21 protein-coding genes and 1 other RNA gene are annotated in these 24,391 nt (G+C 45.0%); all 22 read left to right on the plus strand.

Annotated elements, in window-relative coordinates; genetic code table 11:
* Positions 1-81: 81 nt before the first annotated feature.
* The 22 genes from EO124_RS06035 (at position 82) to EO124_RS06135 (ending at position 24,347) form a co-directional block, all read left to right on the plus strand.
* Complete coding sequence (locus tag EO124_RS06035) at positions 82-1,569, plus strand: AAA family ATPase (RefSeq protein ID WP_127058769.1); 1,488 nt, start codon at positions 82-84, stop codon at positions 1,567-1,569.
* Positions 1,570-1,591: 22 nt separating this feature from the next.
* Positions 1,592-2,695: a rod shape-determining protein RodA gene (rodA, locus tag EO124_RS06040; protein ID WP_127058770.1), complete on the plus strand. Its 1,104-nt coding sequence runs from the start codon at positions 1,592-1,594 to the stop codon at positions 2,693-2,695.
* A gap of 148 nt (positions 2,696-2,843) precedes the next feature.
* The gene (locus tag EO124_RS06045; protein WP_021841677.1) at positions 2,844-4,727 is read left to right on the plus strand and encodes a TIGR03960 family B12-binding radical SAM protein; all 1,884 of its coding nucleotides are present in this window, start codon (positions 2,844-2,846) and stop codon (positions 4,725-4,727) included.
* A complete protein-coding gene (locus tag EO124_RS06050; RefSeq protein ID WP_127058771.1) occupies positions 4,699-5,394 on the plus strand; it encodes a TIGR03936 family radical SAM-associated protein in 696 nt (231 codons plus the stop codon). The genes EO124_RS06045 and EO124_RS06050 overlap by 29 nt, the downstream gene beginning before the upstream one ends.
* 21 nt (positions 5,395-5,415) lie before the next feature.
* Positions 5,416-6,846: an Rne/Rng family ribonuclease gene (locus EO124_RS06055; RefSeq protein ID WP_127058772.1), complete on the plus strand. Its 1,431-nt coding sequence runs from the start codon at positions 5,416-5,418 to the stop codon at positions 6,844-6,846.
* 151 nt (positions 6,847-6,997) lie between these two features.
* Positions 6,998-7,177, plus strand: a complete 180-nt coding sequence (locus EO124_RS10410) for an MntP/YtaF family protein (RefSeq protein WP_338142095.1) — start codon at positions 6,998-7,000, stop codon at positions 7,175-7,177.
* Entirely contained in the window at positions 7,178-7,567 is a 390-nt protein-coding gene (locus tag EO124_RS06060) for a manganese efflux pump (RefSeq protein ID WP_338142096.1), read from the plus strand.
* A 254-nt stretch (positions 7,568-7,821) separates the two neighbouring features.
* Positions 7,822-8,133, plus strand: a complete 312-nt coding sequence (gene rplU / locus EO124_RS06065; RefSeq protein ID WP_006555125.1) for a 50S ribosomal protein L21 — start codon at positions 7,822-7,824, stop codon at positions 8,131-8,133.
* Between the two features lie 3 nt (positions 8,134-8,136).
* Complete coding sequence (locus EO124_RS06070; protein WP_006555124.1) at positions 8,137-8,451, plus strand: ribosomal-processing cysteine protease Prp; 315 nt, start codon at positions 8,137-8,139, stop codon at positions 8,449-8,451.
* 12 nt (positions 8,452-8,463) lie between these two features.
* Positions 8,464-8,748, plus strand: coding sequence for a 50S ribosomal protein L27 (gene rpmA / locus EO124_RS06075; RefSeq protein ID WP_006555123.1), 285 nt, complete (start codon positions 8,464-8,466; stop codon positions 8,746-8,748).
* A 396-nt stretch (positions 8,749-9,144) separates the two neighbouring features.
* Positions 9,145-10,560 (plus strand): [FeFe] hydrogenase H-cluster radical SAM maturase HydG, encoded by a 1,416-nt coding sequence (hydG, locus tag EO124_RS06080; protein ID WP_127058773.1) that lies wholly within the window; start codon positions 9,145-9,147, stop codon positions 10,558-10,560.
* Positions 10,561-10,952: 392 nt separating this feature from the next.
* Positions 10,953-12,944 (plus strand): single-stranded-DNA-specific exonuclease RecJ, encoded by a 1,992-nt coding sequence (gene recJ, locus EO124_RS06085; RefSeq protein ID WP_127058774.1) that lies wholly within the window; start codon positions 10,953-10,955, stop codon positions 12,942-12,944.
* 13 nt (positions 12,945-12,957) lie between these two features.
* The gene (locus tag EO124_RS06090; protein WP_127058775.1) at positions 12,958-15,192 is read left to right on the plus strand and encodes a RelA/SpoT family protein; all 2,235 of its coding nucleotides are present in this window, start codon (positions 12,958-12,960) and stop codon (positions 15,190-15,192) included.
* Complete coding sequence (gene dtd / locus EO124_RS06095) at positions 15,192-15,641, plus strand: D-aminoacyl-tRNA deacylase (RefSeq protein ID WP_127058776.1); 450 nt, start codon at positions 15,192-15,194, stop codon at positions 15,639-15,641. The genes EO124_RS06090 and dtd overlap by 1 nt, the downstream gene beginning before the upstream one ends.
* 57 nt (positions 15,642-15,698) lie before the next feature.
* A complete protein-coding gene (locus EO124_RS06100) occupies positions 15,699-16,319 on the plus strand; it encodes an MBL fold metallo-hydrolase (protein ID WP_127058777.1) in 621 nt (206 codons plus the stop codon).
* Between the two features lie 13 nt (positions 16,320-16,332).
* On the plus strand, positions 16,333-17,397 hold the full coding sequence (locus tag EO124_RS06105; RefSeq protein ID WP_127058778.1) for an AI-2E family transporter: 1,065 nt from the start codon (positions 16,333-16,335) through the stop codon (positions 17,395-17,397).
* Positions 17,394-17,876, plus strand: a complete 483-nt coding sequence (locus EO124_RS06110) for a Fur family transcriptional regulator (RefSeq protein WP_021841666.1) — start codon at positions 17,394-17,396, stop codon at positions 17,874-17,876. The genes EO124_RS06105 and EO124_RS06110 overlap by 4 nt, the downstream gene beginning before the upstream one ends.
* Positions 17,869-19,368 carry a coproporphyrinogen dehydrogenase HemZ gene (gene hemZ, locus EO124_RS06115; RefSeq protein WP_127058779.1) on the plus strand — a complete coding sequence of 500 codons (1,500 nt, stop codon included), beginning with the start codon at positions 17,869-17,871 and terminating at the stop codon, positions 19,366-19,368. Before EO124_RS06110 ends, hemZ begins: the two co-directional genes overlap by 8 nt.
* Positions 19,369-19,371: 3 nt before the next feature.
* Positions 19,372-20,643, plus strand: coding sequence for a histidine--tRNA ligase (gene hisS / locus EO124_RS06120; protein WP_127058780.1), 1,272 nt, complete (start codon positions 19,372-19,374; stop codon positions 20,641-20,643).
* Between the two features lie 5 nt (positions 20,644-20,648).
* Positions 20,649-22,445 (plus strand): aspartate--tRNA ligase, encoded by a 1,797-nt coding sequence (gene aspS, locus EO124_RS06125; protein ID WP_127058781.1) that lies wholly within the window; start codon positions 20,649-20,651, stop codon positions 22,443-22,445.
* Positions 22,446-22,584: 139 nt separating this feature from the next.
* Positions 22,585-22,758, plus strand: a non-coding RNA gene (gene ssrS, locus EO124_RS06130) — 6S RNA.
* Between the two features lie 272 nt (positions 22,759-23,030).
* On the plus strand, positions 23,031-24,347 hold the full coding sequence (locus tag EO124_RS06135; RefSeq protein WP_127058782.1) for a replication-associated recombination protein A: 1,317 nt from the start codon (positions 23,031-23,033) through the stop codon (positions 24,345-24,347).
* The last annotated feature ends 44 nt before the right edge of the window (positions 24,348-24,391 follow it).

Here is a 24,391-nt window from a genome sequence, read left to right on the forward strand (position 1 = left end):
TTGGCAATTTTTTACTGCTATAGGTATGTTTGAGATTGATTGTGTAGTGGGTTATGGTAGTGAGAAAGGAAAGGAGTTGCCATGGGAAAGGTTATTGCTATTATGTCCGGTAAGGGCGGCGTTGGTAAAACTACAATGACAGCATATATTGGTGCTGCTTTAAATCGTCGAGGTCATCGCGTATTAATTACCGATGCTGATTTTGGGATGCGTGATTTGGATTTAGTCATCGGCAAAGAAAATGATATCTTTTTTGATGCTGTAGATATTTGGAAAGATAACTGCAATCAAGACAGTGCCATCATACCGTTAACGGACGATTTTGACTTTTTACCGGCAACTCAGACTCGCCGCTGGGAAGATGTAGGTCGCAAAGGCTATGCAAAACTCATAAAAAAATTGGCGGAAAGTTATGACTTTGTCATTATTGATGCACCGGCCGGTATCGGTCGTGGCAATGAAGCTGTTTTCAAAGCAGCCGATCAATTATTACTTGTAGCAGAACCTATGTGGGTATCGCTTCGTGCGGTGCAGCGCGTTATGCAGCTTTGTCATGAAGAGCGTCAGTTCAACTATGCGTTAATCTTAAATAACGTAGGCCGCAGTGAAGTAGCCGTAGCGGTTGAAGAAGCCTTAGCGACGTTGCAGGTAGAACAATTAGCAACAATCTTGCCACACAGCACTAAACTTATGGGCTGGGCACAGGATGGCACATTACATGAATTTAGCGATGAAGCGGTGGACACCATGATGGTACCGCTCCTTGAATACATTGAAACATCTGAAGTTTGGCCGGAAGAAAAATTGTTGGACCGCTGGTATCAATTACAGTCGGCTGAGGAAACAGCAACAGAAAACTCGAAAGAAGCCGCAAAAGAAACAACGCCAACTGCTAACACTGATGGCGAAGCGGCAGAAACTTCGGTAGTAGTCGAAGCAGCTATGGCTGAACCTATGGTAGATAGAATTGTTGAAGGCGAACGCGTCGAAGTTGAGACCGGTGAAGTAAGTCAGGATTCCGTGTCTGCCCATAGTGATGTGGCTACGCAAAATGAATTGGTTAGCAATGGCGCTAAAGTCGGTGCCGTTCCGGCTGTCAGCAATGTGGCGGATGAAGCCGCCGAGGATAGTGCGGTTGAAGCAAAAACCATGGTTGAGGCGGTTAAAACCGAGATGACCGCACCGGTGGCGTCTTCGGCGAAAGTCGCTGTTGACGCAGCTAAATCTACGGCAGAAACTGCAGCGGCTAAAGCGGAAGATATAGTTGACTCTGTAACCGACAAAGCTGAAGCAGTGGCAGATGCCGCATCAGAAAAAGCTGAAGCAGTGGCAGAAAAAGCTGAGGACTTAGTAGAAACTGTAACAGATAAAGTTGAAGAAGTAGTAGCAACTGTAGAAGATAAAACCGAAGCAGTAGTCGATAAAGCGAAAGAAGTTGCTGAGGAAACGGCTGCTGAAATTAAAGCAGTAACAGATGAATCAGCAGAAGAGAAAGAAGAACCGGCACAGCCTAAGAAAATGAGCTTGTTTGAAGTTTTTAAGAAGAAAATTTCAAGCCTATGGTCGTAGCCGTATGCGCTAGGAGGTATATATGTGGCATAGAATCTGGCGCGAATGGGACTGGACCGTCGTAGTTTGTACGCTCCTGCTCATTAGCGTAGGTGTTGTCATCATTGGCAGTGCCACTCATGTAAATCGTGATGGTCTCGACATAAACGATTTAGTGAGTAAACAACTTATGTTTTTTGTAATTAACACAGTAGTGATTGTTATGATGCAATGGTTTGATTATCGTCGCCTTCGTTCGTGGGGACGGCCACTGTATTTTATTACTATATTATTATTGGTAGCGGTTATGCTTATCGGTACATCCGCTTTAGGTGCGCAGCGTTGGATCCAAATCGGGCCAATCACCATTCAGCCGTCGGAATTCACGAAATTACTCATGATTATCAGTATGGCACAAATGATGGAAAATCGAGTGAATAAGCTGAACACCTTTCGATCGTTGGTGCCGATAGTATTATATGTAGGGATACCGACCTTATTGGTATTTAAACAGCCTGACCTTGGTACATCTTTGGTATATTTAGCCATCTTGTGCGGCATGCTCTTCGTAGCAGGTATTCGGATGCGCTTGGTACAAATCATCGTAGGTGTTGCCGTTGTTTTGGCACCGTTAGGTTGGTTCGTTTTGCAAGAATACCAGAAACAACGTATTTTAGTATTTTTAAACCCGAATATTGACCCCTTTGGGGCCGGGTATCACATTATTCAGTCGAAAATCGCCATCGGTTCCGGTATGATTCTCGGTAAGGGCCTTTTTGAAGGTACGCAAAGTCAGTTAAACTTCTTGCCGGAAAATCATACAGACTTTATTTTCTCCGTTATCGGAGAAGAATTAGGCTTTGTAGGCTGTGTAATCGTATTATTGTTATTGTTCCTTTTAATTTATCGCAGTATTATGATTGCCCGCAGTGCCAATGATACTTTCGGTACACTCTTAGCTACCGGCATCGGCTCCATGTTGGTATTCGAAGTACTCGTTAACGTTGGTATGACGACCGGTATTATGCCGGTTACGGGGATTCCGTTGCCGTTTATCAGTTACGGTGTCAGCGCGTTGACCACGAATATGATTAGTGTCGGTTTATTGCTTAATATTGCAATGCATCGCAAGAAGTTAATGTTCTAAATTATTTTTAGATTGATTAAAATTACGCCCAATAATTAATAGCAGAGGCTATAAAAAAAGCCTCAGAAGAAGTTTTAAAATGTTTTAATGAAAGTGAAAGGCAACTTCAGCAAGTTGCCATTATGATAGATTTTGAATCGGAGGTCCTATGGTTCAATTAGATGCGAGCTGGTTGCAGCATGTACAAAAGCCCGCGCGATATACAGGCGGCGAATGGAATAGCGTTGTGAAAGATCACAAAGATATGGATGTTACCATGTGTTTTGGTTTTCCTGACGTATACGAAGTGGCCATGAGTCACTTAGGTATTAAGATTTTATATTCCTTGCTCAATGAATTACCCTATGTGGCGGCAGAACGCGTATGCGCGCCGTGGCATGATATGGAAGAAGAAATGCGTAAACGCAACATTCCGTTGTATTCTTTGGAAACGAAGACCCCGGTTAAGGATTTTGATTTCTTGGCGTTTACCTTACAATATGAAATGAGTTATACCAACATTTTAAACATGTTGGATATGGGCGGTATTCCGTTTTACAGTAAAGACCGTGACTTGTCCTTCCCACTCATTACGGCCGGTGGTCCTTGCGCGTATAATGTGGAACCGATTGCCGACTTCGTAGATATCGTAAATCTCGGTGAGTCAGAAGAGCACATCGTTGAAATGGTGGAACTCTACCGTCAAGAAAAAGCGGCCGGCTTCCCGGGCGGCAAAGAAGGGCTCTTGCGCAAGATGGCGCAGATCCCGGGTAACTATGTGCCGTCTTTATACGAACCGCAGTATACCGAAAAAGGTGACTTCAAAGGCATGAAAGTGCTCGCTGAAGAGGCACCGGCAGTAGTACAGAAACGTATCATCGAAGACATGGACAACTGTTTCTATCCAACTAAACCAGTGGTACCGTATATTGATGTCGTTCATGACCGGGCCGTGTTGGAATTGTTCCGCGGTTGTACCCGTGGTTGTCGTTTTTGCCAGGCCGGTATGTTGTATCGTCCGGTGCGTGAACGTTCGCCGGAAAAATTAGTTCAATTGGCGAAAGAAATCATTGCCAATACGGGCTATAACGAAATTTCCCTTATGTCTTTGAGCTCCGCCGACTACTCCCGCTTGCCGGAACTGGTTGACATGCTCATGGAAGAATTTAAGGATAAACAGGTCAGCGTAAGCTTACCGTCCTTGCGTATTGATGCGTTTTCCATTGATATTGCCAAAAAAGTGCAGCAAGTTCGTAAGAGTGGTTTGACTTTTGCGCCGGAAGCGGGCTCCCAGCGTATGCGTGACGTAATCAATAAAGGCGTAAGTGAAGAAGACTTAATCGCCGCTTGTACGAATGCCTTTAAATCGGGCTGGAATACGGTTAAACTGTACTTCATGATGGGGCTTCCGACCGAAACGGATGAAGACGTAGCGGGCATTGCTGATTTGGCCTATAAAGTACTTGATTTACATCGTGAAATCACGGGCAAACGAAATGGTAAGGTAACGGTCAGCGTATCCTTCTTCGTACCGAAGAGTCATTCCCCATACCAGTGGTATGGCCAACAGTCGGTGGAAGAAATTCATCGTAAACAGCAATATTTAAAAACGCTCATCAATAACCGCAATATTTCTTATCATTACCATGATGGGGCTACCGGTTATATGGAAGCGGTGTTTGCCCGCGGCGATCGTCGTTTGGCGAAAACATTGATTGAAGCCTGGAAATTAGGCTGTAAGTTTGACGGATGGACTGAATTCTTCTCCATCGATAAATGGATGCAGGCGTTCAAAAATACAGGCATCGATCCTGATTATTATGCCCGTCGCGACCGCGATTTTGATGAACCGTTGCCATGGGATCATCTAGATGATACTGTTTCTAAGAAATACTTAAAACAGGAATGGGACCGAGCCGTTGAGGCAACCTTGACCCGTGACTGCCGTCGCTTACCATGTAACGGCTGTAATGTGTGTCCGGAACTTAATACGGCAATTGTAGATTATCAGGAGGGTGGACGCGTTGAAAAAGTTACGTTTGGCCTTAAGTAAGGGCGAAGAAATGCGATTTTTATCGCACCTGGATTATGCACAGGCCGTGGAACGTATGATTCGTCGTGCTTTTATCAAAATGGCCTATTCGGAAGGTTTTAACCCGCATATGAAAATTAGCTTTTCCTCCGCTTTAGCCTTGGGCATTACGGCGGAAGTGGAATATCTTGATATGGATATTCTGGAAGATGATGCCACCGTGGAATCCATTATGGAGCGCTTAAACCGGGTTGCACCGCCGGGACTCACCGTAATGTCCGGCCGTGAAATGCCGGATAAGGTCAAAAAACTCATGGCCATTTGTAACTATGCGGTCTATGAAGTATCCGGTCCGGTAACGGCCGATGTCAATTGGGATGAACTTTTAAAAGAGTTCAATGATGCGCCGGAAATCGCTTATGAAAAAGTGACACCGAAGAAAACCCGTACTATCGATGTGAAGCATTTTGTAAAAGAACCGATTACAGCGCGCCTTGACGGTGACCGTGTGACTTTAACCATGGGCATCGGCATATATCCGGAGGGTACCATGAAACCGGGGGATGTATGGCAACTTGGCCGTGAAAAATACGGTTGGCCTGTAACCGACGGTTACTCCATTCATCGCCATGAAATCATGGTGGAACGGGATGGGGAATTATTGTCCCCGTTAGATGTAACGCTATAAGTATAAAGAAAGGAGTTTGCCATGAAACGAATCGTAGCCAATGTGATGGCGGAAGAAATTCGTATGGTTGTGTTGGATGAGCAGAATGAGCTGGTAGATACAGCCTTTTATCGTCCCACTCGTGACGAGACCATCAACCATATCTACAAGGGCATAGTGCGCAATGTACTGCCCGGGATGTCGGCGGCGTTCGTTGATATTGGTCTTAAGCAAAATGCGTACCTTAATTTAAAACAAGGTAAGCAGACTAAGGCTATGGGCAAACTCTTTGTAGGTCAAAATATACTCGTCCAGGTTGTGAAGGAAGAAATGCTCGGCAAAGGGGCGCGCGTCAGTGCCGACGTGAGCCTGGCCGGTCGTTTTATGGTGCTTTTGCCTTATTCGGAAGGGCTTCATATTTCCAAGCGCATTACCGATGATAATTTGCGTGCTCAATTAGCTGATATGGCGGCGCCGTATTTAGCAAATGGTTGCGGTTTCATTCTGCGCACTGCGGCAGCGGAAGCTACGGCGGATGAGCTGCGCGGGGATATGGAATTTCTTTGGCGTACGTGGCAGCAATTGAAAAATCGCTATAAGGTGGCCAAGGGGGGCAGTGAGCTCTACAGTGATGCGGATTTTTGGTTCCGCGTTATCCGCGAATATTTAGGCCATGATGTTAATGAAATTATTGTAGATGACGCCGGGGCTTACGAACGGTTGCAGGAATTGTTGAGTATCACTAACATGACGGATGCCGTTTCGCTACAGCTCCATAATTCGGCGGAACCTATTTTTAAAGAGTGGCAGGTAGAGTCACAACTTGATACATTGTTAAATTCTACCGTGGATTTACCGTCCGGCGGTTTTTTGAAAATCGATACGACGGAAGCGTTGACGGTAATAGATGTTAATTCCGGTCATTTTACGGGCCGCTCCGGCACCGCCGGGGAAGTAGCGATGGAAGTGAATCGTGAGGCTGCTAAGATGATTGCCAGACAGTTGCGCTTACGCGATATTGGTGGCATCATCGTGTGTGACTTTATAGATTTGCCTAAGAAAGCACAACGGGATGAATTGGTGGCCTATTTGACACAACTGGTTCGTCAGGATCGGGTGAAAACCGTGGTGTGCGGCATTACCTCCTTAGGGCTCGTAGAAATTACCCGTAAACGGGAACGCCAAGGCTTGCAGAGTATTTTATTCGATACTTGTTCCCAATGTGGCGGCACCGGTCAATTATTTTCGGCGGAAACCGTGTATTTACAGATTATTCGACGCCTACGGGAATTATATCGAGGCGGCCGTTTGAAATCTAATGTCCTTATTGAAGTCAATGAGGAGGTAAAACAATACTTCACAAAATCCGTTGTGGCTGATTTGGAAGCTGAATGCAAACGAACTATTAAGGTGGAAGTGCAACCGGCTATGAGCCGGGAAGCATACTCCTTGCTCGCTTTGGGGGATGAGTAAACCATTCGTGCGCTAAGCTTTGTGCGTTGAATCGACCTTTGGCGCGTGACTAATGGATTGTAAAATTTTTAAGACTTAGCTTGCTAAGTCTTATTTTTTTCGATATAATAGTTAGGTTATTGGTTTACCTTTTAAGTGAGGTGCATGTTGTATGTCAATGTGGGAGCTCGTGTTAGTTGCCGTAAGTTTGGCCATGGATGCGTTTGCAGTGGCTGTAGCTAAGGGCCCTTGTCTCACGAGTCGGGACGATTTAAAAAGAGTAGGAATGCCCCTTTTGTTTGGTGTATTCCAAATGGCTATGCCGCTTATTGGCTGGGTTATAGGAGCTTAATTGGCGGATAAAATCAATGACTACGATCATTGGATTATTTTTGGCCTACTGGCGTATTTGGGGATTAATATGATACGCAACAGTAAAAAGGCGGCTGAGGAAGAATCTCATATTATATGCCAACTGGTGAGCTGGCGTGAAATTGTAGTATTGGCCTTTGCTACCAGTCTTGATGCCTTAGCCATCGGTTTGACATTTGCCTTTATGGACATCAATGTTTGGGGTGCCAGCGGTTTAATCGGCGTGGTTGCATTCCTTATCTCCTTGGTGGGGGTCTTTTTGGGGCAACAATTAAAACGATTTTTGGGTGGTCGCGAAGAAGTACTGGGTGGTCTCGTGCTCATTTTAATCGGCTTAAAAATTTTGTTGCAACATTTACAGATTATCTAGGGCGAGGGCGTAATAGTTTAGCTGTAGTGCTTTAATTGAATTTGAAGAAGCCCTTTTAATTTTTAAGAAGTCAATGACAAAGTATGCATATAAGTCATTGACTTTTATTATCTAATCATGTAAAATGAATTAGTCATAGTTTGGGTACGCCCAACTATTGCAGCCGCGTGGAGAGGTGTGTAAATTTCACTCATCCCGATTCCGGCATGAGAGAATACCGTATTCAGCGAGTTCGAAAACAAGGAGGTGTCACAATGTACGCAATTATTAAAACCGGTGGTAAACAATACCGCGTTGCCGAAGGCGATGTAATTACTATCGAAAAATTGGAAGCAGCTGCTGAAGAATCCGTAACGTTTGACGAAGTGTTAACTGTAGTTAACGACGGTGACGTTAAAGTAGGCGCTCCACTTGTGGACGGTGCAAAAGTAACAGGTAAAGTACTTGAACATGGTAAAGCGAAGAAGATTTTAGTTTTCAAATACAAAGCAAAATCCAACTATCGTCGTCGCCAAGGTCATCGTCAGCCGTTCACAAAAGTTCGCATTGAATCCATTCAGGCGTAAGTCATGATTAAGATTCATATTCGTCGTAATGAGGCACAACAAATTGTTGCTTGCTCCATTAACGGACATGCCGGCTATGACGAGCATGGCTATGATATCGTATGTGCCGCCGTTTCCGTACTGTCTTGTACCGCCATTTTGGGGTTACAATCAGTAGCTGAACAGCAAGGTATTTACGAGAACAGTTCCGGTGAATGTACTATTGAATTACAAGGTGCAATCACAGAAAAGGGACAGGCTATATTGGCAACCATGGTTCTTGGCTTCCAAGAAATTGCTCGCCAATATGATGATTTTGTATCACTTAGTGAAACATAGGAGGTGAACGGAATGTTTACTTTTGATTTGCAATTATTTGCACATAAGAAAGGTGTATCCAGTACACGTAACGGTCGCGATAGCGAATCCAAACGTCTTGGCGTTAAATGTCATGATGGTTCCGTAGTAAAAAGCGGTAACATCATCGTTCGTCAACGTGGTACTCATTTCCATCCTGGCACTAATGTAGGTATTGGTAAAGACGATACTTTATTCGCATTAGTTCCTGGTAAAGTTGCTTTCGAACGTGCTGGTCGCTACAACCGTAAAGTTAGCGTATATCCAGTAGAAGCGTAAGCTGAATCGAATATACAAAAGCCCCTGATTTTGTCAGGGGCTTTTTTGCGCGCAATTTTAAGATGGTACAGTCCTTTTTATATAATAGGAAGGTAAGCCCTGAAAAAGCCCTTTATACGCGCTAAATAGACATAGTAATGAGAAAATTCGATGAGCATCAAACATCAATCAAATAATGCTAAATACGTGCCTATTAGGTGGTGTTTATGTTTTCAAAAGTGGAGAAAAGGTGTATAATATAAGACATATTCAAGAGATTCAATATAGAAGAAGTAAAGTGCATAGTAAGTATGCTTGACCTGAATAGACAACCGAAGTGTGGGTTGTCATTGAGCTCGTACTTGGGAAAGGACGAGGGCACAGGACTTCTCTATGGTATGAGCAAAGGAGACCAGTATGTACGATGTAAAATCTTCTAAAGCAGAAGAGTTTATTAACCACGAAGAGATTCTTGATACGTTGGCCTATGCGGAAGCGAATAAAGAAAATCGTGAGCTGTTAGATCAAATTTTGGCAAAAGCGGCGACCATGAATGGGTTAAATCACCGTGAAGCGGCTGTTTTATTGGAATGCCCGTTGCCTGAATATAAAGATAAATTATTTGCTTTGGCTAAAGAGATTAAACGCAAAATTTACGGCGATCGCATTGTATTGTTCGCCCCTTTATACTTGTCCAACTACTGTGTAAACGGCTGCGTATATTGTCCGTATCATGCAAAGAACCGTCATATTACCCGTAAGAAATTGACACAGGAACAGGTTCGAGAAGAAGTGTTGGCTTTGGAAGCGATGGGCCATAAACGTATCGTTATCGAATCCGGTGAAGATCCCGTAAACAATCCGTTGGAATACATTTTGGAATGTATTAAAACGATTTACAGCATTAAGAATAAAAACGGCGAAATTCGTCGTGTTAACGTAAATATTGCAGCTTGCGAAGTGGAAGATTACAAGAAACTTCACGAAGCCGGTATCGGTACTTACACCTTGTTCCAGGAAACATACAACAAAGAAAACTACGAAAACTTGCATCCACATGGTCCTAAGAGTAACTACGCGTACCATACGGAAGCCATGGACCGTGCCATGAAAGGCGGCGTTGATGACGTAGGTATCGGCGTATTGTACGGTCTTGAACATTACCGTTACGATTTCGTGGGCTTGTTGATGCATGCAGAACACTTGGAAGCTGTATTCGGCGTAGGTCCTCATACAATCAGCGTACCGCGTATTTGCCCGGCTGATGACATCGATGTAGATGATTTCAGCAATGCTGTGCCGGATGATACGTTTGAAAAAATCGTAGCCCTTATTCGTGTATCCACACCATATACCGGTATGATTATGTCCACTCGTGAAAGTCAGCGCATGCGTGAACGCGGCTTGGCTCTCGGTATCTCGCAGATTAGCGGTGGTTCTCGTACCAGCGTAGGCGGCTACAAAGAAGAATTACCGGAAGACAACTCCGCACAGTTCGATACCAGCGACCGTCGCAGCCTCGACGAAATCGTTGACTGGTTGTTGGAACTCGGCTATGTGCCTAGTTTCTGTACTGCTTGCTATCGTGCGGGCCGTACGGGCGACCGTTTCATGGCCTTGGCAAAGAGTGGCCAGATTCATAACTGCTGTCAGCCAAACGCGTTGATGACCCTTAACGAATACTTGCTTGACTATGCAACGGATGAAACAAAAGCAACCGGTGAAGCGGTCATTGAAAAACAGCTAGACCTTATTCGCAATGAAAAGGTAAAAGAAGCATCTGCCAACTACATCAAACAGATGGAACACGGCGAACGGGACTTCCGCTTCTAAGAATTACTTTCAAAGCGATATAAAAAATAGGAGATTCCGATTCTCCTATTAATTGTTGAACATGTATGGCAGAGTCATCAATAATTAAAATATTTGAATAAGAATTTTGTCATTTAAAAGTTTATTTAACATGAGCTATTAAGTGAAAATGATAAAGAAAGAGCGATTATATAATGATAATTGCTCTTTCTTTTTTTATAATATATAATCAAGAAAAATGAAAAAGAGGTTTAATTTAATAGGGTAATGGTGTATAATAAAATAAATTGAGAATGATAATACAGTATTTAACAGTAGGAAATCACAAATTGAGATTGATATTCGATTAAGTGATTTTATACATGCGCTAAACAGATAAATTGATGATAAGCAGATGATAAGTGAGACGACATATGAGACAGAGTAAAGCAAAACGATGGCGCATAGAGCCCGGTGATGAAACAATTGAACAGGAATTAGTGCGAGACCTTAAAGTATATCCGGTTGTAGCTAAATTATTGGTGAACCGCGGTATTACGACGGCAGAGGCGGGCCGTGATTTTTTATATGGCAATGTAGGGGATTTATTGGATCCTTACTTGTTAAAAGGTATGAAAGAAGCGGTGCCGCTTATTCAAGATGCGATTGCAACGCAGAAACGGATTGTTATTTACGGCGACTATGATGTGGATGGCATTACGGCTACATCGTTGATGTGTCGTTTTTTAAACCGGTGTGGCGCCAATGTAAGTTATTACATTCCGGAGCGGCAAAGCGAAGGCTATGGCCTCAATGAGGAGGCTTTGGAGCATATCATTGAGCAGGGCACAGAGCTGGTGATTACGGTGGACTGCGGTATCAGCTCCTATGATATCGTGGAAGGTGTGCGGGACCGTTTGAACATGATTATTACGGATCATCATACGGCACCGCCAGATATACCGCGAGCGGCGGCCGTTATCAACCATAAGCAGCTCGACTGCCCGTATCCTGACAAGAACTTATCCGGCGTAGGCGTAGCTTTTAAAGTTTGCCAAGCCGTTTGGCAGGAACGAACCGGTGAAGAATATTTGGATGATATGGATATTGTGGCCTTGGGGACAGTGGCCGATGTGGTGCCGCTAGTCGGTGAAAACCGCATTATTGTTCGCGAAGGGCTTAAGAAGATGATGACATCGCCAAATATGGGGATTGATGCTCTCGTAGCGGTGGCGGGCCTTTCAGGTCGTAAATTAACAACCGGTCACATTGGTTTTACCTTGGCACCGCGCCTCAATGCGGCAGGCCGTGTAACTCATGCGACGCGGGCGGTGGAATTATTGACTGCTACGGATATGGCAACAGCCAATACCATTGCGGAAGAACTGCAAGAAACTAATTTGGAGCGCCAAACCATTGAGCGGGGCATCCACGAAGCGGCCCGGCAGGACGTAATCAATCAGGGTGAATCGGCTCATAAGGTTATCGTCGTAGCCGGTGAAGGTTGGCATCCCGGCGTTATCGGCATCGTGGCGTCGCGCTTGGTGGAAGAATTTTATCGGCCATCCATGGTTATCAGTATTCATGACGGTGTGGGCAAAGGATCCTGCCGCAGTATAGATAATTGCAATATTTATGATGCTTTAAAATCGGCGGAAGATTTACTCTTGCAATTCGGTGGCCACAAACAGGCGGCCGGTTTCAGTATTGAAGCGGATAAAATTCCCGCTTTGCGGGAGCGCTTGGCCGCCTATTGCGAAGCAAATTTGACGGCGGAAGATTATGTGCCGATTATCGATATCGACTCGGAGTTGGAACCGGGTGAAGTAACGGTAGAATTAGTAGACCAGATTGAAACCTTAGAGCCGTACGGCATGGGAAACAGCACCCCTGTATTTGCCATCAATCCGATTGCCGTACAAGACGTGTACTTATTGGGGCAGCAGAAGAATCATTGTAAGATTATTTTGCAATCCCAAATAGGCCCGTTGGATGCGATTATCTGGCACGGCGCCGACTATCATCGGGAAGTATTTCCTGATGAACGGGTTAAAGTCGCGTTTTCCTTGCAAAAGAATGAGTGGCAAGGGCGCATTTCACCACAATTGATGGTGCAGGATTTGGCACTTTTGGATGAACAGCCCATCAAATTGACGGCAGAGGGCTTACGCGAAATGTATGTCATCGTGCGCAGTATTTTCAGAAGTGCTACGGCACCGCGCTATATTGTAGAATCGGAAGTATTGCACCGCCATCCGGACAATCAGACGAATAAGGAAGCTATGCTGTCCTTGGATGTTTTCAAAGAGCTTGGGATTTTACAGGAAGAAGCCACGGATGACGGCATGGCGCTTTATCGTTGGTGCCATGTAAAAGAAAAATTAGAGTTAATTACATCACTGACATTTTTAAAATACAGTGCCTAAGGAGGTGGAAAATATGGCTGAAAATGAAGAAGGCAAGGTTATCGTCGATCAACCGGCTTTTAATAAAGAAGTGGAATTGGCACATCTGATGGAGATTGTTCACTCCTATTTGGATGATAAAGATTGTGACGACATTATGCGGGCTTTTAAAGTAGCGGATAAAGCTCACGCACCGCAAAAAAGAGCGTCCGGCGAACCGTACATCTTACATCCTTTAGCCGTAGCCACCATTTTGGCCAATTTACAAATCGATGCGACTACCGTTATTGCCGCACTACTCCATGATGTTGTGGAGGATACGGAGTATACGTTGCCGCAGATTGAAGAGTTATTTGGGAAAGATGTGGCTTTTTTAGTCGATGGGGTTACGAAATTAAATCAATTTCAGTATCATACCAAAGAAGATCAGCAGCTGGAAAACTATCGCAAGATGATTTTGGCTATGGCTAAGGACGTGCGCGTGGTGGTTATTAAATTAGGTGACCGTCTCCATAATATGCGTACCTTGAAGCATATGCGCAGCGATAAACAGAAGCGCATTGCTCAGGAAACCTTGGAAATCTTTGCACCGTTGGCTCATCGGTTGGGGATTTTTAACATTAAATGGGAATTGGAAGACTTGTCCTTCCGTTATTTGGAACCGGACAAATACTACGACTTGGTAGAGCAAATGCGTGAAAAGCGTCATGTACGCGAAGAGATTGTTGATGATACCATGGAACAGCTGAAAAAGGCGTTGGATGATGCTCATATTAAGGCGGATGTTAAAGGTCGACCAAAACATTTTTACAGTATTTATAAAAAAATGAAAAAGGACAATCGTGATTTGTCACAGATTTACGACCTGTATGCAGTGCGCGTTATCGTGGATACGATTCCGGATTGTTATGCCGTACTGGGTATCGTTCATAATTTGTGGAAACCGTTGCCGTATCGTTTTAAAGATTATATTGCCATGCCGAAGTCGAATATGTATCAGTCCTTACATACTACGATTATCGGGACCATGGGGCATTCCGTAGAAATTCAGATTCGAACTTGGGAAATGCACCGCGTTTCCGAATACGGCGTAGCGGCTCATTGGCGCTACAAAGAAGGTAATAAGGGCGGCGATAAAGACTTTGACCAGAAGGTTGGTTGGCTTCGTCAAGTCCTTGAATGGCAGGATGCGAGCAATCCGAAGGAACTGGTTAATGCGTTAAAACTGGATGTGTTCTCCGGGGAAGTGTTCGTTTTCACGCCGCGCGGTGACGTATTGAAGCTCCCTAAAGGAGCGGTACCGCTTGATTTTGCGTATCGTATTCATACCGATGTAGGCCATCGTTGTGTAGGGGCTAAGGTAAACGGTAAAATCGTATCCCTTGATTACACCTTACAAAACGGCGATATCGTCGATATTATTACGTCGAAAACGGGCAAACCGAGCCTTGATTGGCTTAATATCGTAGGATCTACGGAAAGCCGGAGTAAGATTCGCAACTGGTTTAAAAAGGAAAATAAAGAAGAGAACATCGTTAAAGGCCGTGAACTTCTCGAAAAAGAAGCGAAACGACTTAATTATGATTGGAAAGAGCTCAATAAGCCGGGCCGCATGGAACAAATTGCGAAAGCTTTGAATGCAGGCAGTGAAACCGAACTCTTATCGGCTGTCGGTTACGGCGGTATTCCGGTAAATTCCGTATTGTTACGTTTTGTTGATTTATACAAACGTGATTTGGCGAAAGAAGACAATCGTCGCGATACGATGGCGCTCTTGGAAAAACTCAAAACCCATGAACCGGTGCATCGTAAGAGCAGTACGGGGATTCTCGTCAACGGCGAACCGGACGTAATGGTTCGTATGGCTCGTTGCTGTAATCCGGTACCGGGTGATGAAGTGGTAGGCTATATTACTCGTGGTCGCGGTGTATCCGTCCATCGGGCGGATTGTCCGAATATCGGTCATACGCCGGAAGACGTGGACCGCATGATTGAAGTATCGTGGGATGCAGGCACGTCGGAAAACTTCCACGTAGCCATTGAAATTACCGCCTACGATCGCGGTGGTTTACTCATGGAAATCATGGCCACTTTGTCGGAGATGAAAATCAACATTGTTAATATTAATGCTAAAGTAGACGATACGAAGAATGCGAACATCAACTTAGTTATTGAAATTCGCGACGTATCGGAACTTGATTTTGTTATGACTAAATTACGGCGTATTCGCGATGTGTATACCGTGCAACGCGCCAATGGAGGTAGTTGATGCGGGCAGTAGTGCAAAGAGTGAGCGAAGCAGCCGTAACCGTAGCCGGAGAAACAACCGGTGCCATTCCTAAGGGCCTTGTAGTGCTCTTGGGTGTCGGTAAAGGTGATACAGATGCAGATGCCGTTTATTTGGCAGACAAGATTGTTAACTTACGCATCTTTGAAGATGCCGAGGAAAAGATGAATCTGTCCGTAGCCGATGTGAATGGTGAGATTTTGGCTGTGTCGCAGTTTACACTGTATGGTGATGTGCGTAAAGGCCGTCGCCCCGGTTTTGATCAAGCGGCACCACCGGACGAAGCGGAGCGTTTGTATGAAGTGTTCATCAATCGTTGTCGCGAAGCGGGGGTAACGGTGGCTACGGGGCGATTTAGGACGCACATGATGGTAAGCCTTACCAATGACGGACCGGTGACCATCTTGTTGGACAGTCAAAAGCTGTTTTAAATGCTAATATTTTAATCGTTTAATATATTTCGCATAATAATGTGGAGAGTGATGCGTATGAAATTATATCGGATGCCCTTAGGGGCGTTGGGGACGAATTGTTATATCGTCGTTGATGAAAGCAATCAACATTGTTTGGTCGTAGATCCGGGCGGCGAAGGCGAGCGTCTTGTTGCGCTTTTGAAAGAAAAAGGGCTGCAACCGGAAGCCGTTATTCTCACTCATGGTCACGGTGACCATATCGGTGGGGTACAGGCCGTGGTGGATGCTTTCAAAGTACCCATTTACATCAACAAGGGCGATGAAGAATTTTTGACAAACAGCAATCTTAACTTGAGTGGTGCCATCGGTCAGCCCGTGAAGGTGACCGGTGATATTCGTTTTATCAAAGAAGATGATGTGATTCGTCTCGGTGAGTACTCGTTTAAGGTTATTGAAACACCGGGGCATACGCCGGGCGGTGTTTGCTTCTACGGTGAAGGCATGGTTCTGGCCGGGGACAGCCTCTTTTTGGAATCCATCGGCCGTACCGATTTCCCGGGCAGCAGCTACGAAGATCTGATTGATTCGGTTCGCCATAAACTCTTTACCTTACCGGAAGAAACTGTCGTTTATCCGGGTCATGGGCCGGAGACGACCATCGGTCATGAAAAGACTTATAATCCGTTTGTTCGTTAGGCGGTGACCGAATATGTTAAAAAAATCAACACAGTATTGGCTCAGAGTCGTGTTGATTGTGCTGGCCGTGATTTTTCTGTGGGCCATTATTCCGGTGCTCTGGCCGCTTATCGTATCATTAATCTGTACGCTCATTTTGCTACCCGTAGTGAATGGCATCCAGGATTATATGCGACATCGGCTGGGCTTTGCGTGGTTTCCCCGTTGGCTGGCCATCATACCGGCATTTCTGTTGGTAGCACTCATTTTACTATTGGTAATTCAGTTCATTATCTTACCGTTTATTGCTGAATTTACTCGTTTGCTCAATAACTTACCGGTCTTGATGTCACAGCTCATTGTTTTGTGGCAAGATATCACGTCCGGTGAATGGTTGAAGTTACCGCCACAGATTGATGCTATCGTCATGACTACTTTGGCCCGTATCAGTTCGTACGGCGTCGAATTGGCGCAGCGCGGCATTTTTGCTATTTTTTCGTTGGCAACGACTGTTTTGGAATGTTTACTCGTACCGATTATGACCTTCTATTTATTGAAGGATGGACGGCAAATTAAGGGCAAAGTCATTTCGATTTTCCAGCCGCCGCACAATCGGTATTTAATGGACGTGGTGAATCAGATTCACCGCACCATGGGGCGCTATTTGCGGGGACAGCTTCTTTTAGCAACGAATATGTTCTGCATAACCCTGGTTATAGCCTATTTTTTTGAATTACCGTATCCTTTGGTATTGGCTTTGTTCGCGGCTATCGCGGAATGGGTTCCTATTATCGGACCTATTGTAGCAGCCATACCGGCTATTATATTGGCTTCCTTGGTGGGGCCTGCATTGGTAGTGAAAATTATCATTACCTATGCCATTATTCAGTTAATTGACGGGCAGATTGTGATGCCTAAAATTTTAGGACACGTTATCAAGCTGCATCCGTTAGTTATATTAACCGTAATTTTTGTAGGCGGTTATTTCTATGGCATCATCGGTATGATGACGGCAGTGCCGATCACAGCGATGTTACAAATCGTGCTTACAAAACTTTGGTATTTTAACTCGTTTTACAAGAAGGATGGAACTGTATGAACACGACATTAGAAAAATTGAAAGAACGTATTAAAGACAAAAAGTATAAGTTGACGACGCAACGCCAGACAATTTTACAAGCGTTCATTGATGCGGAAGAAAAGCATCTTTGCGCTGAAGATGTATATGTATTGGTTAAAGCCGTAGCCCCTGATATCGGTTTGGCTACCATTTACCGTACCCTCGATTTATTCACCGAACTTGATTTGTTAAAACGCCTCGACTTCGGCGACGGTCGTAACCGTTATGAGTTAAATGATGAAGAATTTGCTCATTTCCATCATCATTTGATTTGTGTAAAATGCGGTTGTGTCAAAGAATTTGAAGACGATATGCTCGAAACTTTGGAATCTATTATTGCGAAAAAACTTAACTTTAAAACGATTGACCATCAGTTGAAAGTCTATGGCTATTGTGGCGACTGTCAGGAAAAAATGAAAGCGGAAGAAGCGGAAGCAGCTGCTCAAAAGGGTGAGTAATTTGACCTATCGTTATACGGGACCGTTGCCTTTGGGCAGTGTGGTGGCGCATTATTGCGGCGCCGCCGGTCTTACGACGACTAAAGGGAACCCTATTTGGCGCCTGGAAGGCCTGGGGGCTGAAGAGGGCTATACCTTGACGGTGTATCATAATGACGTGCCGGTGGCAGTATTTAAAGGGGCTCTTTCCAATGAAGGACGCCTCGAGATAGGTGGGCAATTACTTAAATTAATCCGCACTACCCAGGGACGTCCCGCTCTTGGTGAGTGGGGCACTTTGGTAGGTGTTCGGCCAACAAAAATGTTCCATAAATTATGGGACAATGCCGAAAACTGTGATACGTTAACAGTTGCTGAACCATCGAATCCTAATGAGCCTGGTGCTGTCATGTCCGGTTGTGACACGGCGGTACAAGTCTTGCGAGACCGCTTTGAAGTCAGCGAGCCGAAGATTGAGCTGTTAAAAGCGGTAGCTACGCTACAGCGTCCTTTTGTGGCGCCTCATGAAACCGCGGATCGGGAAGTGAGCGTTTACGGCGGCATTCCGTTTTGCCAAACGCACTGCACATATTGTTCATTCCCGTACGGACTGATTCAGGATTACCGGCGCATTCCGGAGTTTTTGGGCGCCTTCGTAAACGATGCAACGCAGCTTAAGGGGCTTATTGAGGCATATGGTTTACAAGTTGCCACGGTGTACATGGGTGGCGGTACACCGACGAGCTTAGGCGATGAGGATTTTGCAACAGCCTTGGCTGCCTTGGCCAAGCTTCATCGTGAAAACAGTGAATTTACGGTGGAAGCGGGGCGGCCTGATTCGGTGACACCTCATAAGCTTGCAACTATGGCTAAACTTGGGGTTAACCGAATTAGCATCAATCCGCAGAGTATGCATGATGGTATTTTAAAAGCCGTCGGGCGTGGTCATACGGCTGCGGCTATTAAAGAATTATATGCCTATGTGCGTTCTTATACGAATTTTGCCGTGAATATGGACTTTATTGCGGGCTTACCGTATCAGACTATTTCGCACATGGAAGAAAATCTAGATTATGTTTGTCAGGCACGGCCTGAAAATGTTACAATTCATACATTGGCATTGAAGCGGGGCAGTCCGCTTTATGACGGTGTAGGTCGCGAGGCCATGCCGGAAGCCGCTGCCGTGGAAGAAATGGTGGCGCGCAGTAAAGAGCGCCTTGAGGCGGCCGGTTATGTGCCTTATTATGTGTATCGTCAACAATATATGACGAGCCAGACTGAAAATATCGGCTATACTTTGCCGGGGTATATTTGTGAATATAATATTCGGATTATGGAAGAACGGCAGAGCATATTATCCGTTGGGCCGGGTAGCTCCTCTAAATGGATGCGCGCTCCGGAATATCGGCAATTACAACAGCATATGCCTAAAGATGTATCCGTTTATATTGATACCTTATCAGCACTGCTTGAAAAGCGCAGTCGATTATGCAAAAAGTTTTGGGAGGGATAAAATATGGGAATTCAAAAGCCTAGAGGTACACAAGACTTATTACCTAATGTAATTGGTAATTGGCGCTATGTGGAAGACAAAATTCGCCGTATTTGCGCAGCGTATGGATTTGACGAGATTCGTACACCTATGTTTGAAGAAACAGGTTTGTTTTTGCGTGGTATCGGTGAAACAACCGACGTAGTACAGAAGGAAATGTACACATTCCCGACAGGCGACAAAAAAGAACAGACTTATACTTTGCGTCCTGAAAATACGGCGTCCGCTGTACGGGCGTATTTAGAAAACAAAGTATACGGCCAGGAAAACTTGACGAAATGGTTCTACATCGGACCGATGTTCCGTCATGACAAACCACAGGCCGGTCGTTATCGCCAGTTCCACCAATTCGGTGTGGAAGTATTGGGTACGCAGGCTCCGGCAACTGACGCCGAAGTGATTTTGATGGTATTGCAATTATTTAACGATTTCGGCCTTAAGGACTTAAGCGTACAGGTTAACTCCGTAGGTTGTCCGAATTGCCGTCCCGCTTACCGTGAAAAATTAATTGCCTTCTTCGAACCTAAAAAAGATCAACTTTGCCCGGATTGCCAAGCTCGTTTATATAAGAATCCGCTTCGCATTTTGGACTGCAAGGAAGAAACTTGTAAAGCTTTATCCGTTGGGGCGCCGGAAATTCATGAAAACCTTTGCCAGGAATGTTCCGACCACTTCGATCAGCTCCAAAAATTCTTGACCGCAGCGAATGTTAATTATGTTGTAAACCCTCGTTTGGTACGCGGTTTGGATTACTACACAAAGACAGCTTTCGAAGTGCAGTATGCACCACTTGGTTCCCAAAGTGCCGTAGCCGGTGGCGGTCGTTATGACGGCCTCGTAGAAGAATTGGATGGTCCGCATACGCCGGCTGTGGGTTTTGCCATGGGTATCGAACGTCTCTTGTTGGCCCTTGAAAAGCAAGGCTTATTACCGGAAGAAACGATTGATCCGTCCGTATTTGTAGTTGCTTTAGGCGAAGATGCGCAGGTAGCCGGTTTTAAATTGGTTAACGACCTTCATAAAGCCTATATTAAGGCGGCTATGGACGGCGAAGGTAAAAGTATGAAGAGCCAGTTAAAACATGCTAACAAAATTAATGCAAAATATGTTATTATAGTGGGTGATGATGAATTAGCTCGCGGTGAAGCGATTATTCGCGACATGGAAAGCAGCGAGCAGGAAACCGTAGCCTTTACGGATGTATTGGCACGAGTAACTTCACTAGTGAAAGGATGACAAGAATGGAAACAATGCAAGGATTGCACCGCACACATGGCTGCGGTACTATCAGCGAAGAACAAGTAGGTAAGGAGGTTGTCCTTTGCGGTTGGGTAGAACGCCGTCGCGACCATGGCGGATTGATTTTTATCGACCTTCGTGACCGCTCCGGCGTAGTTCAGGTCGTAGCATCCCCTGATCATAATTTAGAATCTTTCCACAAAGCGGAAGATGTACGTAGTGAATACGTACTTTGTGTTCGCGGTAAAATTACGGAACGTGATGCAGATGCCATCAACCCTAATTTGGCAACCGGTCGTTATGAAATGTACTGCGAAGAACTTCGCGTACTCAATGCGTCCAAAACACCACCGTTCTACATTCAAGACAATATCGACGTTGATGAAAACATCCGCTTAAAATATCGCTATTTGGATCTTCGCCGTCCTGAAATGCAACGCAACTTAATCCTTCGTCACCGCGTGACTAAGGCTATGCGTGACTTCTTGGACTCCCGCGATTTCCTCGAAATCGAAACACCAATGCTTACAAAGAGTACACCGGAAGGGGCTCGTGACTACTTGGTACCGTCCCGTGTGAACCCGGGTTCTTTCTATGCATTGCCACAATCTCCTCAGATTTTTAAACAAATCTTGATGGTAGCCGGTTATGAAAAATACTTCCAAATCGTTCGTTGTTTCCGTGATGAAGACTTGCGTGCCGACCGTCAGCCTGAATTTACTCAGCTCGACTTGGAAATGAGCTTCATCGACCAAGAACAGATTTTGGAAACCTTGGAAGGTTTGATTCACCACGTATTCAAAACAACGATGGACATCGATGTTCAGATTCCGATGGCGCGCATCACTTGGGATGAAGCCATGGATAAATACGGTTCCGACAAACCGGACCTTCGTTTCGGTATGGAATTCACCGATGTAACCGACTTGGTTCGTACAACTGAATTCAAAGTGTTCCGCTCCGTGATCGACAACGGCGGTATGGTTAAAGGTATCGTAGTACCTGGCGACGCCGGCATTCCACGTCGTGAACTTGATGACCTCGTAAACTATGTTGGTCAATACGGTGCTAAAGGCCTTGCTTGGGCATGCTTCAACGAAGACGGCACTATCAAATCCCAGATTATGAAATTCTTGGGTGAAGATACGATTCGTGCTATCGGTGAAAAAATGCAGGCTAAACCTGGTGACTTGGTGCTCATGATTGCCGACAAACCGGCTGTCGTAGCTAAAGCTTTAGGTGAACTTCGTCTTGAAATGGGTCGTCGTATGAACCTTATTGACGAAAACAAATTGGCCTTCACTTGGGTAACCGACTTCCCAATGTTCGAATACGATGAAGAAGAAAAACGTTATGTGGCTATGCACCATCCGTTCACTTCACCTCGTGCCGAAGATATGGACAAGTTAGAATCTGATCCTGCATCCGTTAAAGCCATCGCCTATGACATGGTATTGAACGGCGTTGAAATCGGCGGCGGCAGTATCCGTATTTATCAATCCGATGTACAGGAAAAAGTATTCAAAGCTATCGGCCTTACGGAAGAAGAAAGCCGCAGCAAATTCGGCTTCATGTTGGATGCCTTCCAATTCGGTGCACCTCCACACGGTGGCTGTGCCTTCGGTCTTGACCGTTTGGTAATGCTCATGGCTAAACGTCAATCCATCCGCGACGTAATTGCGTTCCCTAAGACACAGAGTGCGGCCGACCTCATGAGCCAGGCTCCGTCTACGGTAGCGCCAAAACAGTTGCGTGAACTTCACATTAAAACCGATACGGAAAAAGAAAAGTTAGTGTAAAATCAAGTTTTTGGTTAAAAAAAGTATGACCGCTAGTACTTTTTGCTCTACTTCTGCTTGATATATGCTAAATCTATATCAGTCGTTTGTTTCAAGACCTTGAAATAAACGGCTGATTTTGTTAATATAATAGTAAAGAATCCCCCTGCTGTGTGCGTGTGGTATCGTAGTTTTGAGCCAACACTATTACATCGGGAGCCTGGACTCTTGTATTGGCACTACGCCTGAAGAAGGACAGTAATATTACGAGGAGGGCACCCACCTGCTATCGCAGGATCAAAACACGGTACATATACGGCATGGTGGGGCTCTTATAAGCCGCCTTAGGGCGGCTTATTTTTTTATCTTGAATTAGGTAATAGAGGACTGTTTTTGCGGCCGACAATTATAAATTTAAGGTCAAATAATCCTCAAATTAAGGCGAGATAATCCCAAATAAAAAGAGGATATAGGGTATAATAAATATAAGTGCAAAGTAAGACGTTACATATTGTCTTTATACTTTGAACGGAAGCTTTTAACGGTAAATTTGAATAGGCAGTTATACAAGCTAAGCCTTTAGCATATATTTTAGGAGAGAAATTTATGGACAGTTTATTTGCTGAATATGAACCGAAACGGTTTGAACCGTTGGCCGTGAGACTGCGTCCTACCTCATTGGATCACTTTTACGGACAGGAAAAAGCAGTGGGGAAGGGCAGCTTTTTACGGGCTATGATAGAACGCGATACAATTCCGTCGTTGTTGTTTTACGGGCCATCCGGCACCGGTAAGACTACCTTGGCCGGTATTATAGCCGCTATGACCCATAGTCAATTTGTGGTTTTAAACGCTACCAATGCGGGCATTGGTGAACTGCGGGCTATTATTGAAAAAGCGCGCAAAACGATTCAGAATTTGCAACAGCGTACGATTTTATTCCTCGATGAAATTCATCGTTTTAACAAAAGTCAGCAGGATGTGCTTTTACCATGTGTGGAAGACGGGACTATTATATTAATCGGCGCTACTACGGAAAATCCGTTTTTTGAAGTAAACCGACCACTTTTATCGCGTTTGCGTTTGATTACCTTGGAAACATTGACGCCGGATGCGATTGTAAAAGTATTGCAACGGGCACTTACCGATGAAGATAAGGGGCTTGGTAAGCAACAACTTAAAGCAGAAGAATCGGTGCTGCGTGAAGTGGGCATGTTTGTAAACGGTGATGCTCGTATGGCCCTTAATATTTTAGAACAGGCTGCCGCCATGGTTGAAAACGGCGGTGAATTGACCTTGGAAATTTTAGAGCGCGTAGTGGGGCGCCGCATTTACAGTTATGATAAAAAGGGCGATAACCACTATGATACGATTTCTGCTTTTATTAAAAGTATGCGCGGTTCCGACCCGCAGGCAGCGGTATATTATTTGGCGCGCATGATTGAAGCGGGGGAAGATCCTAATTTCATTGCCCGGCGTATTGTAATTTGTGCGGCTGAAGATGTGGGGCTCGCCGATCCGCAGGCCCTCGTAATAGCGAATGCAGCGGCTCAGGCGGCGCACTTAGTGGGCTTTCCGGAAGCCCGTATCATTTTGTCCGAAGCTGTTTTATATGTAGCCTTAGCGCCTAAGAGCAATAGTGCGTATATGGCTGTTGATGCGGCTATTCAAGATGTACGTCATTACGAACATGGAGAAGTGCCGGAGCATTTGCGGGACGCTCATTACAGCGGCGCAGCTAAATTAGGCCATGGCGTGAGCTATAAATATGCCCACAATTACCCGAACGGGTATGTGAAGCAACAATACTTGCCGACCCCGTTGGTGGGACGCACTTATTATGAAGGCATTGAGCGCGGCAAAGAAAAAGAATTACTGACTCTTTGGAACGAACGTACAAGCGGTAAAACTTCTAAAAAGTAGTCAATCTGTGGTATAATAAAATGCTAACGAGTTTATAGTTTAAT

The organism is Veillonella ratti (assembly GCF_003992115.1).
GTDB classification, from domain to species: domain Bacteria; phylum Bacillota; class Negativicutes; order Veillonellales; family Veillonellaceae; genus Veillonella_A; species Veillonella_A ratti.